14 protein-coding genes are annotated in these 13,114 nt (G+C 46.3%); 5 read left to right on the top strand and 9 right to left on the bottom strand.

The features are described from left to right. Nucleotides 1–41: 41 nt before the first annotated feature. The 9 genes from ACYUBO_RS04150 to ACYUBO_RS04110 form a co-directional block, all read right to left on the bottom strand. Entirely contained in the window at nt 42–452 is a 411-nt protein-coding gene (locus tag ACYUBO_RS04150; RefSeq protein WP_460372584.1) for a hypothetical protein, read from the bottom strand. Nucleotides 453–979: 527 nt separating this feature from the next. Then, complete coding sequence (locus tag ACYUBO_RS04145) at nt 980–2,188, bottom strand: site-specific integrase (RefSeq protein WP_460372582.1); 1,209 nt, start codon at nt 2,186–2,188, stop codon at nt 980–982. A gap of 319 nt (nt 2,189–2,507) precedes the next feature. Next, nucleotides 2,508–2,723: a type II toxin-antitoxin system RelE family toxin gene (locus ACYUBO_RS04140; RefSeq protein ID WP_343221800.1), complete on the bottom strand. Its 216-nt coding sequence runs from the start codon at nt 2,721–2,723 to the stop codon at nt 2,508–2,510. Nucleotides 2,724–2,776: 53 nt separating this feature from the next. Further along, nucleotides 2,777–3,007: a DUF7557 family protein gene (locus ACYUBO_RS04135; protein WP_460372580.1), complete on the bottom strand. Its 231-nt coding sequence runs from the start codon at nt 3,005–3,007 to the stop codon at nt 2,777–2,779. 412 nt (nt 3,008–3,419) lie between these two features. Next, nucleotides 3,420–4,517: a transposase gene (locus tag ACYUBO_RS04130; RefSeq protein WP_460371484.1), complete on the bottom strand. Its 1,098-nt coding sequence runs from the start codon at nt 4,515–4,517 to the stop codon at nt 3,420–3,422. 333 nt (nt 4,518–4,850) lie between these two features. Continuing rightward, the gene (locus ACYUBO_RS04125; protein ID WP_460372578.1) at nt 4,851–5,066 is read right to left on the bottom strand and encodes a type II toxin-antitoxin system PemK/MazF family toxin; all 216 of its coding nucleotides are present in this window, start codon (nt 5,064–5,066) and stop codon (nt 4,851–4,853) included. A 19-nt stretch (nt 5,067–5,085) separates the two neighbouring features. Continuing rightward, nucleotides 5,086–5,184, bottom strand: a complete 99-nt coding sequence (locus tag ACYUBO_RS04120) for a type II toxin-antitoxin system PemK/MazF family toxin (RefSeq protein WP_460372576.1) — start codon at nt 5,182–5,184, stop codon at nt 5,086–5,088. 2 nt (nt 5,185–5,186) lie between these two features. Beyond that, nucleotides 5,187–5,717, bottom strand: coding sequence for a hypothetical protein (locus ACYUBO_RS04115; protein ID WP_460372574.1), 531 nt, complete (start codon nt 5,715–5,717; stop codon nt 5,187–5,189). A gap of 1 nt (nt 5,718) precedes the next feature. Next, a complete protein-coding gene (locus ACYUBO_RS04110) occupies nt 5,719–6,051 on the bottom strand; it encodes a transcriptional regulator (protein WP_460372572.1) in 333 nt (110 codons plus the stop codon). Nucleotides 6,052–6,397: 346 nt separating this feature from the next. Here ACYUBO_RS04110 and ACYUBO_RS04105 point away from each other — a divergent pair, with 346 nt between their 5' ends. The 5 genes from ACYUBO_RS04105 to ACYUBO_RS04085 all read left to right on the top strand — a co-directional run bounded on the left by ACYUBO_RS04105 (nt 6,398) and on the right by ACYUBO_RS04085 (nt 13,071). Beyond that, nucleotides 6,398–7,072, top strand: a complete 675-nt coding sequence (locus ACYUBO_RS04105) for a mismatch-specific DNA-glycosylase (protein WP_460372570.1) — start codon at nt 6,398–6,400, stop codon at nt 7,070–7,072. A gap of 118 nt (nt 7,073–7,190) precedes the next feature. After that, entirely contained in the window at nt 7,191–7,430 is a 240-nt protein-coding gene (locus tag ACYUBO_RS04100) for a hypothetical protein (RefSeq protein WP_300334552.1), read from the top strand. Then, nucleotides 7,420–7,863: a PIN domain-containing protein gene (locus tag ACYUBO_RS04095; RefSeq protein WP_460372568.1), complete on the top strand. Its 444-nt coding sequence runs from the start codon at nt 7,420–7,422 to the stop codon at nt 7,861–7,863. Before ACYUBO_RS04100 ends, ACYUBO_RS04095 begins: the two co-directional genes overlap by 11 nt. Nucleotides 7,864–7,968: 105 nt before the next feature. After that, nucleotides 7,969–9,912 carry a propionyl-CoA synthetase gene (locus ACYUBO_RS04090; protein ID WP_460373584.1) on the top strand — a complete coding sequence of 648 codons (1,944 nt, stop codon included), beginning with the start codon at nt 7,969–7,971 and terminating at the stop codon, nt 9,910–9,912. A 300-nt stretch (nt 9,913–10,212) separates the two neighbouring features. Further along, nucleotides 10,213–13,071: a PAS domain S-box protein gene (locus ACYUBO_RS04085; RefSeq protein WP_460372566.1), complete on the top strand. Its 2,859-nt coding sequence runs from the start codon at nt 10,213–10,215 to the stop codon at nt 13,069–13,071. The last annotated feature ends 43 nt before the right edge of the window (nt 13,072–13,114 follow it).

The following is a 13,114-nucleotide window of genomic DNA, read 5'->3' as shown; positions in this document are numbered from 1 at the left end:
CAATGAGATTCATCGCGGATGTGTTCAAGTAACATTTCTTTTTATTCAATAATCGAACATTGAATTTGCTGATTCGCCTCAGTGTTCGAATCATCAGGTTGTTCTTTTTTCTTTACATCGATGATCGAGACGCGTATCGCCCTTCCTCGTCCTCTTGAGGCAGCGATCAATCCTGCCTCCTCAAGTCTGTCAAGACCTTCCGTAAGGGTCCGTGGAGGTATTTGCATGGCAATGTTCGCGAACTTCCGGGTTATGTTAAGCACCCCGGGTCCGTATTTATCTCGATATGGATTCTTGTCATTGAGTCCCTTCTTATGGTAGATGAGGAGTCCGACTCGGATAGCTGACGGGGGAAGTTTGCAGAGTTCGACAACCCATGATATAGGAATGAGGTTGATGAAGGGTTCATCAACCCAGCCTGAAGGTCTTGGTTCTGGAGGTCTTTTGCCCATTGAGTATCACGAAGAATGCGTTTGGTTATTTGTTTTGTTTGTCTTCTTGTAATGTGTATGTATTCAGAATTCATTGTTATCAGTGATCTGCTTGCTATGATCTGCTTGCTGTTCTTGTCATCCTAAACTGAGTTCCGTACTTATGTATAGGAACAGTTTCCGAATGATGCTTAGAAATCTGTTTTTTTTTTTTAAAATTCAATTAACAAATATTGGTGCTCCGAGTAACAGTAATAGAGATCAGTAACAAAACAAATGCACACTCGATACAAGCTTTGGCACTGAGGTGTGCTCAATACGTGCACTTTATCGAGTATAGGGTTTATAATAGACTCTATTCAGGAAAATACAAATAGTTCTTTAAAGGGCATAAGCATGCTCTTTTAGTAATGAGGTGGTCATATGATGGATGATATGTTCGCTTAACAGACCGTCCGACCAACCAAAAATGAATTATATTATTTATAGATTTGGGAAGATGTTTTATTTCAAACCTATTTTTTTAGGTATGATGTACAGATCTGCGACTATTCCGTTTTCTCATGTTTTGTTTTTTCGAGAACCTGAAGTGCAAAACTGGGTTGTTCCTGCATTATTTTCAATAATTTTTTCTGGGCAGACTCCACATCACGAATCGCTTCTACTGTCAACGGCTGACCGCAATCTCCACAGAATCTTGTAGAAGGAGGGTTGATATAGTGACATTCCGGACACTGCACCGGGCGTGGAGCTTCTTTTACCTTCTTCTTTCCAATATCTACTCCGGAAAGTGCTGCCATAGCATTATCCACATCATCATCTACCAAGTGCGAATAGGATGCAATCATATCCGTGCTCTCGTTACCCCAAAACGCTTTCTTTGCAACAGTCTCCTGCATACCTCCGCTGAGTGCATGTGTTATCCTGCTGTGTCGGAAACTATGAAGAGTAACATTCTTTGTGATCCCTGCTTCCTTAACAAAACCCTTGATTGCTTTTGCCACACCTCGATATTGGAGAGGTTTACCTGATGGCGTGATAAACACAAATGCATCACCAGTCGGATCTCCGGGATATGCAACACGCCACTGAGCAAGATAGTTCTGGTATGTTCGAATTGGGAGATTCCGATCATAGCCGGTTTTTCCATCAGTCTGGATCTTAAAGCCGAAATCAACAGGAGTGATATCTCGCCATCTAAGAGACGCAACCTCGGAGATACGGAAACCTCCTTCGTATAAGATCCCAAGTAAAGCCTTGTATTTGGCGGATTTTGCTTTACCAATAATTGCGGTGATCTCTTCAGCCGAGAGAACATCCTCATTAGATTTAGTTTTCCGATCAAATTTTTCAGTAGCAAATTTTTGAATATGATCAGGTTTTATTTCAACATGGTTCTCTTCGGCAAGCCACGTAAAAAATCTCTTAGTGAATTTGGTATAGTCGGCGATAGTATTTTTCTTATAGGAGGTCCCATCAGGTTTATTTGCATACCGCATTTTATTCATGGCGGCATAGTAATCGTTCTTTTTTGCTTTTCGGAACTCTACAGCAAAATATTTTCTGACAGTTACCAGAGTTGAGACTGTCTTATAATATCGTGATGGAGACAGCCTACTCGACTTTTCATCAACATAGTCTCGAATGAGTGTTGCATCGTCGTCAGTTAATCTGCCTGATTCCAATCCTTTGAGTATAGATTTCTTTGCGGCTGCAAAGTATTGTTCAGGGGAGTTATGAAAACGTGTGTTATTCATAAAATTATATTTGGTTTGATACTATAAATAGTTGCTGTGGGATTAAGAACTTCACATCTAAAAGCCCTCCGGCGGCTCTCTTTTAAAGTCGTTAAATCAAGATTAAGGCTTACATTACTCGTTATTTGAAAACCTTGATCCTGAGTATTTCTTCCAAAGGGCAGATATTGCAGTAGCGAACAATTCAGTCCTTGAATTGAAGATCGAAACGAGATATCGAGTTGGAATTTCATACTATCATAGGAAGCATGTTGCTTTGAGGAGCACTTGTCTATAGCAACTGAAAAAAAGGTAATATGAAATAATAAACCTCGACATTTCAATATTTTCGGTAGACTGTGCTTCTATCTCCGATCTCAATCACAAAGATGACCATCACGTCATCCTCAATTGTGAGTATAATCCGAAACCGCCCTATCCGATAAGAGTAAATCGGAATGCTTTGGTGTCCCTTCAGTTTTTTTATGTGTAAGCGAGGATATGATTCTTCTGCTAGAGCAGTTAGTTCGTCTTTGATCCGCTGCTCCTCAGACATTGGAAGGCGTTTCAAGTCACGTTCCGCTTTCGGAGTGAAGAGGACTCGCCAGATCATTCCAGACCCAGTTCCAAAGCAATATCTTCAAGTGAGCGCAAGCGACCGGCCCGGATATCTGCGATACCTTCCTCTATCTGCTGCAATGTCTCTTCAGAGAGGGGTTCTGAGTCATATGCTATATCCAGGAGGCGGTTGAGCGTCTCATCATAACTCTCCCGGGGATGTATTTTTAATTCATCCAACCGGGATTTTGTCTCCGGCTGAAGTTGAATCGTTGTTGCCATAATAACCCATAGGAGAGTATAGAATATAAGATTTCGTATCCACTCATTACAAACTGATCCACCTGAGGCAATCTAACTGAGAGGGTGAATCATTACAGAACCCAAAACACACCAGTCCAAAACACCCTCTCCTTAATCTCTTTTGTTGACAACAAAGTAGTCTACTTGAGCCCATCAAAACAACACCCCTCCTGATTTGATGATATGAAATTCTGGGTCATTTGTTCCGTCAGATCTCCATAATGAGCCCTGAATATATCACTCAACTGCTCAATATCCCTGCCCTTGTCTTGAACAGCGATACGGTTCCACTGCCAGATTACCCAAAAACCCATTGAAAAGACAAAGCTATCGCTCTCTTTATTCCCCTCTCACCAAGGGGTTTGCCTCTTCTGACTGCAGGAATCAGTCCTCAGAATAACGTACTCAGGTGTGTCGGGTTCTTCACCCCGGCACGCAACCCCGTCAGGAGGAGCATTTGATAAACAACAAAGTTGAGGATTATATAGAGTTCCCGGCTTTCATGCTGAATCCTCCTGAGGTGAAAGGTAACTGATGCCTTCATCCGGGCATGTACCCGTTCACACTCACCACGGCTTCGCATGATTGCTGAGAATTCAGGGTCGAGAAGATTCTTGTTTCGGAAATGCATCCCGACCTGTTCCACTCTTCCGTTCTGGAAGAGGAATCTCAACTGTTGAGCCAGGGGAGCGTGGATATCTCCCCCTGCTCTCCAGAGCTTGTTGACCCAGTGTCTGATTCTCTCAACATTTCCTTCATTCTGGAGAACTGCTCCTTCCCGGATATCGATACAGGGTCGGGCATTCAGATGATACCAAACCTGAGCATGTGCTTCAAATGAGTCATATCCTGCATCAAGCAGCACATTGATGAGCCGTGGATTCAATGTCTTCACCCGTTTAAGAAGAGGTAGAAGATGAGATGGATCAGCATCGGTTCCATACGAATAGACCATTGCAAGAGGGTATGGTCCCAGATGGAAGATATGCGCTTTATCCATCTTCACCGAGTAGTGCGGATGAAACGGAGCATATTTGTCGTACCGGGAAGCTTCAATCGGAGTTGAATCAATGATACCTACCATCTCATTCTGTGCCCAGAGAAGGATTGCCTCGCCGACAAGGTGCATGAGCCGTTTCATCCCCTTGACTCCGAGACGGTATTTCACGAAGTAGTGGAGTGTTGCTGAATTGGGTATGATGTACCCATCTTCGCCCAACTCTGCCCCAAGATGAAAACAATCCTCGTCTGTCAGGAGAAGAATTGTCCGGGCATAGGATTGTTTCCTGAAACACTTGATGATAAGGAGTTTCAGCAGGAGATGAACCGGATAACGGAATCTGGTGCTTCCTGTGGGGTAGTATTCTCGTTCAATGGTCTGTGCAATTGTGTGCAGATGCGATGAACTCAGGAATTCTGAGATAGAGGTTCCCTGTTCAATCTCTTTAATTCGACCTGCTTTTTCCGAGAACTCAATGCTGGAGTCCATGAGCCAGTCGTACGCTGAGTATATAAACCTGACTGAAAACCCCTCTTAGGGGCGCAAAAAAATCTCGTGAATTCGGTAAACCTATAGAAACAATGGTGGAATCAAGCGGATTTCTTCAGAAACGCGCAGAGTGCCGGAAAATAGGGGAGGTTTTATAAGTCAGATCCCTGATTTGATGGGCTCTACTTATCTCTCAACAAACCTCCGTCGATCATGATGATGCTCCGGTTCCATCTGGATCGGTTTTGTGGAGCGAATACAGTGTGATATGTGATTTGGGGAGGGTGTTAGGATAGGTGGTGCTGATCCGTTACTTGTTTGTTTCAATCTATATCATAAATCCAGCAGATCCTTTAAAAGCTCTTTAATACACTCCAGATCACTTTCTGAAAGCACACCTATTTTATTCAAAAACCTCTCTTCATCAAGAGATAAAACCTGAAAGCACATTGCAAAACTTAAGCTTGAAAGATTGTTTTTTGAATCCGGGTTAATAATATGTGTATGAGGAAAATTGAATCCATTCTCCGATGTGGTAAGGGGGAACAACCGTATGCGTCCCGAAAGATTAAGCAAGAACAACTGCCGGACGTCGGCCGGACTGTTCGTGCCCGCGACTGTTTTCAAGTTCAATAAACCAGACTTCTCCAGGTTCATTGAAGTCCATCCCTAATACCTCATTGATTTTATAGATGCACGCTGCATCGGCCCGGTCTCGTTTTTAAGCCACTCAAGGTCTTTTTCAGTCGGTTCAAATAAAAATTGTTTCACCTTTGAAATACCTTTTGCAATCTGGGTGTCACGATAAAAGCCCTTAGTCTCTTTGATAATTCGGAATGCTTCTATTGGCGTTCTGTTTGTTTTTTTAACAATAAAGGCATATGTTGCACCAATCTCAAGAAGAGGAGCGTTCTTCAAAAAGAGATCATCAAGATTTTTTACCATCACTTTCTCTTCATCAGATAAGAAAGAACCTGAACTAAGGCTTTTAAACTCCTCTTTGTGATCATAATAATCCTTGGTAAATGCCGGGGAATACGAACCGCGAACATACATTCCAAAAGGATAATTCAGATTCATCCCCTTTAACTGAAGGAGACATATCGTCTTTTGAGCAATAATTTTGTCCTCAAATTCATCGCAGTCTAAGGGAAAGTCCATCTCTTCAAATACTGCAATCGCTTTCTTCCAATCTCCCATCTTATTCACCCTCGCATACAAGCATATCAAGCCAGTTTTTTATTTTATTCCACTCTTCAAGTCCAGCGGGAGTAATGACATATAATTCGAGATTTTCCTTTGATTCAAATCTGACCTTTTCCATCCGCAGGTAACCCATCTCTACAAGTGCATTTAAATTTGAATATGTTGAGCCGTCACTTCCGATATTAAGGCCGTTTTTAATCTGCCTTGCTGTTGCTCCGTCCTCGCCGAGTTCTGATAAGGCCCATAGAATTTTTATCCGGCTCATTGAAAATAACTTTGAGTTCAAATTTCCGGATTCATTGACAATTTCCAAAAATTTTTCTTTCATTTTTCCCGCACACCACTTCAGCAAGTATTCGCTTGTGGATCATAATTGCGACTTGAAGTTTAAATTAATTACTGAAGAAGGCGCGTAAAAATAGGTATTGACCCAATTAAAGATACTTAACAGGTGTATGGAAAAATATCCGCCACGTGATCGTGCGGTTAATAATACCCACAGCCATCCCCGGTGTGGTTTTTCCATTCATTTCGTTCATGAATGTATCCACTCATCAAAAACTGATCCACCTGAGACCATCAACCGGAGAGGGTGATCATTATGAGCCTCAAACACGGGATCCACCACACACCGTCTCCTTAATCAGTTACATTAACACCAAAGTAGTCTACGTATGTCTCAACAAAACTTCATTGATCGTGAAGATGAGCTTCAATTCCTTCAGGATCGATACCAGTCAGATGAAACCAAATGGGTAATCAATCCTTCCAATCACAATCTGATGCACATCCTTGAAGATATCCTGGCATATAACCTTTTAATCGTCTTTTGCGGATCTGCTGTCAGCAGGAAGTCAAGAGAGAAGGGGTGTTATTATTGCGGGCCGGGCAACAAATTCTGGCCGCAGTTCTCCCGGATAACCGGCAGAGAGATCGTAATGCCCGCTTCCATTGAGGATTGCAGGATTGTGTTGGAATATGGCATCGGGCTTACCGATCTGAATAAGACAGAGTCGGGATCCGACAGATCCCTGACAAAATCAGAGTACAACACGGACAGTTTCATTCAGAAGATGCTGGAATATGCACCCCGCTTCATCGTCTTCAATGGGAAAGAAGCAGCCAGGCACGCCTTAAAGAGAAGAGAGATCGGGTATGGCATGCAATCTGAGATGATCGGGGAGAGCTCCGTATTCGTCGCTCCATCCACCTCCGGACTCTCGGCTAAAGACTGGAAGTACCACGGGGAAGAGTGCTGGGGCAGGATCGGGGAGATCTATTCGGAGATGCGGGCAGGGGGGGTTGAAAATAGAATGAGTCACAGCAGCAGTGAGCAGGAACAAAGATGAGTGGTAGAACAAGAATGGCAGATCAAGAAATGACTCCCCCATAAACATACATAAACATACATAAACATACACATACATACACACAATATTTAAATAAGTCTGAGATATACTTACATCCATGGGAACGATCACACTCAGCATCGACGATGAAACAGAGCGGCGCTTTCGGAGCACAGCCAGGAAGGTTATAGGGGAGCGAAAAGGGTACCTGGGCGAAGCCGCAACCGATGCGATGAAACTCTGGATTCACGAGAAGACGCAGGAAGCCATAGCAAAAGATGCTCTGGAACTCATCAGGAAGACATACCATTTTGGAGAGAAGAAATATCGCTACAGGAAGGATCTCTATGACCGGTGAAGCACCACCGCTCATCGATACCAACATACTGGTCTATCTCTTTGATGAAGACGCGGCAAATAAACGGGATATCTCTCATCAGCTCATCGCAGGCTGTTTCAAATCAGAGAGAAGGTATTCTCTGTCTTACCAAAACCTTGCAGAATTTTCTGTCGTTGTCACTGAGAAGGTCGCAGATCCAATGCCATCTGAAGATATCCAGCAATTCATTCATACGATTACCTCATACCAGGGATGGAATCTCGTTCACTACACAGGCACGACAATCATACATGCCCATGAGATTAAAGAACAGCATAAGCTCCATTTCTGGGATGCCCTGCTGGCTGCAACAATGCTGGAAAACCATATTCATACAATATATACCGAAGATGCACATTTCAGGAAGATACCCGGAATCACCATGATGAATCCATATCAGACTCAGCTATAACGGATTAAATCAATTTGGTGAACTGATACCCTCCTCACATTACAGGATACATCACCCCCCTCACCACCATCTTCCCCATTCCGTCCCCGGTAAAAACAGCAACAAATAAGAACTTTTCCCCCATTTTTACATTACAATAGCACGGGGAGATGTATGAGTGGAGAGTACGAGCAGGCATTTCGTGAATCGATAACCGATCCAACAAAGTTCTGGGGAACTGCGGCTAAAAACATCATCTGGTCCAGAGAATATGACCGGGTGCTCACAGCCGGAGAACCTCCATTTTATCACTGGTTTGAAGGGGGCGAGCTGAACACCTGCTACAACTGCCTTGATCGCCACATCGGGGAGGGGCGGGGAGACAGAACAGCCCTCATCTATGACAGCCCCGTCACACACACGATCAGGAATTATAGCTACAGTGAGCTTCGTGATCTCGTTGCCCGCTCTGCCGGGGGCCTCCGGAAGCTTGGTGTGCAGAAAGGGGATCGGATCATCATCTATATGCCGATGATCCCGGAGGCGGTCATCGCAATGCTCGCCTCTGCCCGGATCGGCGCCATCCACTCGGTCGTCTTCGGGGGCTTCGCCTCCCGCGAACTGGCAAAACGGATCGAGGATGCAGAGCCCAAGATCATCATCACCGCATCATGCGGGATCGAAGTGGACCGGATCATCCTCTACAAGCCGCTCCTTGAGGGAGCGTTCGCCCTCTGCACCCACAAACCTTCGGCATGCGTGTATGTCCAGCGGAAAGAGCACCCGGTTGATTTACCAGGCAATTCAGATATCACATGGGATCAGCTGATCGATGCAGAGCCTGCCGCATGTGTCCCTGTCAGGGCAACCGATCCCCTCTACCTCCTCTATACCTCCGGCACCACCGGGAGGCCAAAAGGGGTGGTGCGGGATAACGGCGGCCATCTGGCGGCACTCTCCTGGAGCATGGAGAATATCTATGGAATGAAACCCGGAGAGGTCTACTGGGCCGCCTCCGATATCGGCTGGGTCGTCGGCCATTCCTATATCGTGTACGGACCTCTTCTGCATGGTTGTACGACGGTCCTCTATGAAGGAAAGTCTGTCGGCACCCCGGATCCGGGGGCCTTCTGGCGGGTGATTGAACAGCATCGCGTATCAGTCCTCTTCTGTGCCCCAACCGCATTCCGGGCGATCAGGAAAGAAGATCCCGATGGTTCATACATAAGAAGATATGATCTCTCATCCCTGAGAACGCTCTTTCTGGCGGGCGAGCGGTGCGATCCGGACACCCTGCTCTGGGCAGAAGAGAAGCTCAATGTGCCGGTGATCGATCACTGGTGGCAGACAGAAACCGGCTGGGCGATCGGAGCCAACTGCGCCGGGCTTGAGCTGCTGCCGGTGAAACCCGGATCATGCACAAAACCGGTTCCCGGCTACAGGATAGAGGTGCTCGATTCTGAAGGGAGAAGCGTTCCTGCCGGAGTGACAGGGAATGTCGTCGTCAGGCTCCCGCTTCCACCAGGCTGTTTCACCACACTCTGGAAAAATGATGCCGATTTTGTCACCACCTACTTCTCGGCATATCCGGGCTGTTACCTGACATCCGATGCCGGCTTCATCGATGAGGACGGGTACCTCTGGATCATGGGGCGGACTGACGATATCATCAATGTGGCGGGGCACCGGCTCTCGACCGGCGCGATGGAAGAGGTGCTTGCATCCCATCCTGATGTTGCCGAATGTGCCGTCTCCGGCGTCCACGATCCGGTCAAAGGGGAGGTACCGCTTGGCTTTGTTCTCCTGAAGGCCGGGGTGGAGCGTGATGAGACAGCCATCAAATCTGAGCTCATTGCACTTGTGCGGCAGAAGATCGGGCCGATTGCATCATTTAAAGAGGTTGCAGTCGTAAAACGCCTCCCAAAGACACGGTCAGGAAAGATCCTGCGCGGCACGATCAAGAAGATTGCAGACGGCACCCCCTATACGGTTCCGGCAACGATTGATGATCCCGCAATCCTTGACGAGATCAAAGAAAAACTCATGTATATGGGATATCCAAAACACTAAAATGATGGGATATCAGACACCCTTCTTTCTTTGTATCACTCTTCCATTTTGAAGAGAGAGAAGGAGATACACATATTTATATGATACATAAGAATCAATATTATAAATATAACCAACTAACTTTATATAAGTGAAAGAAAAAAAATTATGTTAATATAACTTAATTAAAAGCCATATCATCGAGATTTGAGTAAAAATCCATACAAACATTCATAAACAGATGAGCTCAACACTTTTCTATAAGGGATACCCGAGCATTTTTTTCTCTGTTTCCAATTGGCATCCCATCAGGGCCTGACCATGACTTCACATACACTCCTCTACATTGATGATGAGCCTGATCTGCTCAGAATAGGCCGGCTCTTCCTCGAGAAGAACCCGAAGTTAGCCGTCTCCACCTGCGAGAGTGCACTGGATGCAATAAAGATCCTCTCCACCCAGCCATTTGATGCGATCATCTCAGATTACCAGATGCCCGGAATGAACGGTATACAGCTCCTCAAACATCTCCGGCAGAACGGCAATGAAACACCCTTCATCATCTTCACCGGAAAAAGCCGTGAAGATGTGGTGATCGAGGCATTCAACAATGGTGCTGACTTTTATATGCAGAAGGGAGGAGATCCGAGATCGCAGTTTGCCGAACTCCAGAATAAGATACAATACGCAATCGAACGAAAAAAAGCAGAAAAGGCCCTCAAGGAGAGCGAAGAGCGGTACAGAAATGTTGTCGAGGCCCAGACCGAGTTCATCTGCAGGTTCAAGCCAGATGGCACACACCTCTTTGTGAACGAGGCATACAGCACCTTCTTTGGGATGCAGGATGAGGAGATCATCGGCACCCGGTTCAAGCCACAAATTCACCCGGATGATCGAAAAAGTGTTACCCGGCTCTTTTCTTCCCTGACACCGGAGAACCCATCCGCATTCAGCGAACAACGTGTGGTTATGCCGGATGGCCGTATCATATGGCAGCGGTGGAACACGCGGGCGATCTTTGATGAGAAAGGGAAGCTCAGGGAGTATCAGTCCGTTGGCAGGGACATAACAGAAGTGATGGATCGGGAGCTGGAGCTTCAACAGAAGAATATGGAGCTCCAGGCATCATACGAACAACTGGCAGCAACCGAGGAGGAGATTCGCCAGCAGCTCGATGAGATCATCACCACACAGACGGCTCTCAGGGAGAGCGAAGATCGATACAAGGCGGTTATTGAATACCAGACCGAATTCATATGCAGGTTCAAACCGGATGGAACGCACATTCTCGTGAATGATGCCTATGCACGATACTTCAATAAAGACAAGCACGAGATCATAGAGAGAGGATTCTCCCCGAATATTCACCCTGATGACCGCGGGATTGTCAGCAGGTTCTTTGCATCACTCACGTACCAGAACCCGGAAGGAACCATTGAGCACCGGATCATCATGCCCGATGGCGAAGTCAGGTGGCAGCAGTGGAGTGATCGGGCACTCTTTGACGAATATGGCCATGTCAGGGAATACCAGTCGGTCGGGCGTGATATTACAGATAGAAAGCGTGCAGAAGAGGCGCTCAAAGAACAGAACCTCGAACTGAATGCAGCATATGAACAGCTGGCAGCAACCGAGGAGGAGATACGCCAGCAGCTCGATGAGATCATCACCACACAGACCGCACTCAGGGAGAGCGAACAGCGGTATCAGGCAGTCATAGAGAACCAGTCCGAGTTCATCTGCCGGTTCAAGCCGGATGGAACGCATATCCTCGTCAATGATGCCTATGCACGATACTTCAACAAAGATAAGCATCAGATCATGGGAAAACCCTTCTCTCCCAATATTCACCCGGATGACAGGGAGATCGTTCGCAGATTCTTTTCTTCACTCACCTACCAGAACCCACAGGGCACCATAGAGCACCGGATTATTATGCCGGATGGCGAAGTCAGGTGGCTACACTGGGATGACCAGGCAATCTTTGACGAATACAGCCATGTCAGGGAATACCAGTCGGTCGGACGTGATATCACCGAGAAGAAACGGGCTGAGGAGGCGCTCAAAGAACAGAACCTCGAACTGAATGCAGCATATGAACAGCTGGCAGCAACAGAGGAGGAGATTCGCCAGCAGCTCGATGAGATCATCAAGACTCAGGCGGCATTACAGGAGAGCGAGCAGCGGTACCAGGCGGTCATAGAGAACCAGTCCGAGTTCATCTGCCGGTTCAAGCCTGATGGAACGCATATCCTCGTCAATGATGCCTATGCACGATACTTCGGTACAACAAAGGATCAGCTGCTTGGAGAAAACTTCTCACCAAATATCCACCCTGAAGATTCAGGAAAGGTCAACACGTTCTTTGCATCGCTCACACGGGATCACCCCATCGGAACCATTGAGCACCGGATCATCATGCCCGACGGTGAAATCAGGTGGCAGCAGTGGAATGATCGGGCAATATTTGACGAATATGGACATATCAGGGAGTACCAGTCTGTTGGCCGTGACATTACCGAGAAGAAACAGATGGAGGAGACACTCCGCCTGACTAACAATAAACTCCACCTCCTCTCAAGCATCACCCGCCACGACATCTTAAACAAGATTATGATCGCACAGGGATACCTCGATCTCACACGAGAGATTGATGCAAGCTCCACCATCTCACAGTATCTTGATAATGTAACTGATGCGGTATCTGCAATTCAAGGGCAGATCATCTTCACCCGCGAATATGAACAGCTTGGCGTCAGTGAGCCGGTATGGACACCCATCTGGAGCACCATCGGTAAGATTCATGAGCAGGGGGTTCATATCGGCTATGAAGGACCAAAAGCCAGGATTCTGGCAGATCCGATGATCCAGAAGGTCTTTTCAAACTTAATCGATAACACCCTCCGCCATGGAGAAGGAGCAGATCAGATCCGGATCAGGTGCAGGGAGACCGGATCCGGACTGACAATCACCTATGAGGACAACGGCCCCGGCATCCCGCATGAAGAGAAGAAACGTATATTTGATCGGGGTTTTGGGAAGAATACCGGGTACGGTCTCTTCCTTGTGCAGGAGATATTAACCATCACCAGGATCTCCATCACCGAGAATGGTGAGCCGGGGAAAGGGGCAAGATTTGAGATTCTTGTGCCAAAAGAAGGTTATATTATCGAAGAATAACCCATAATCAGATACCCCTTCCCGGTTGTTCTCTAATTTAATT

Source organism: Methanocalculus sp. MC3 (assembly GCF_054767395.1).
The sequence above is the reverse complement of the archived record's forward strand: the minus strand, read 5'-3'. Positions and strand labels throughout refer to the sequence as shown.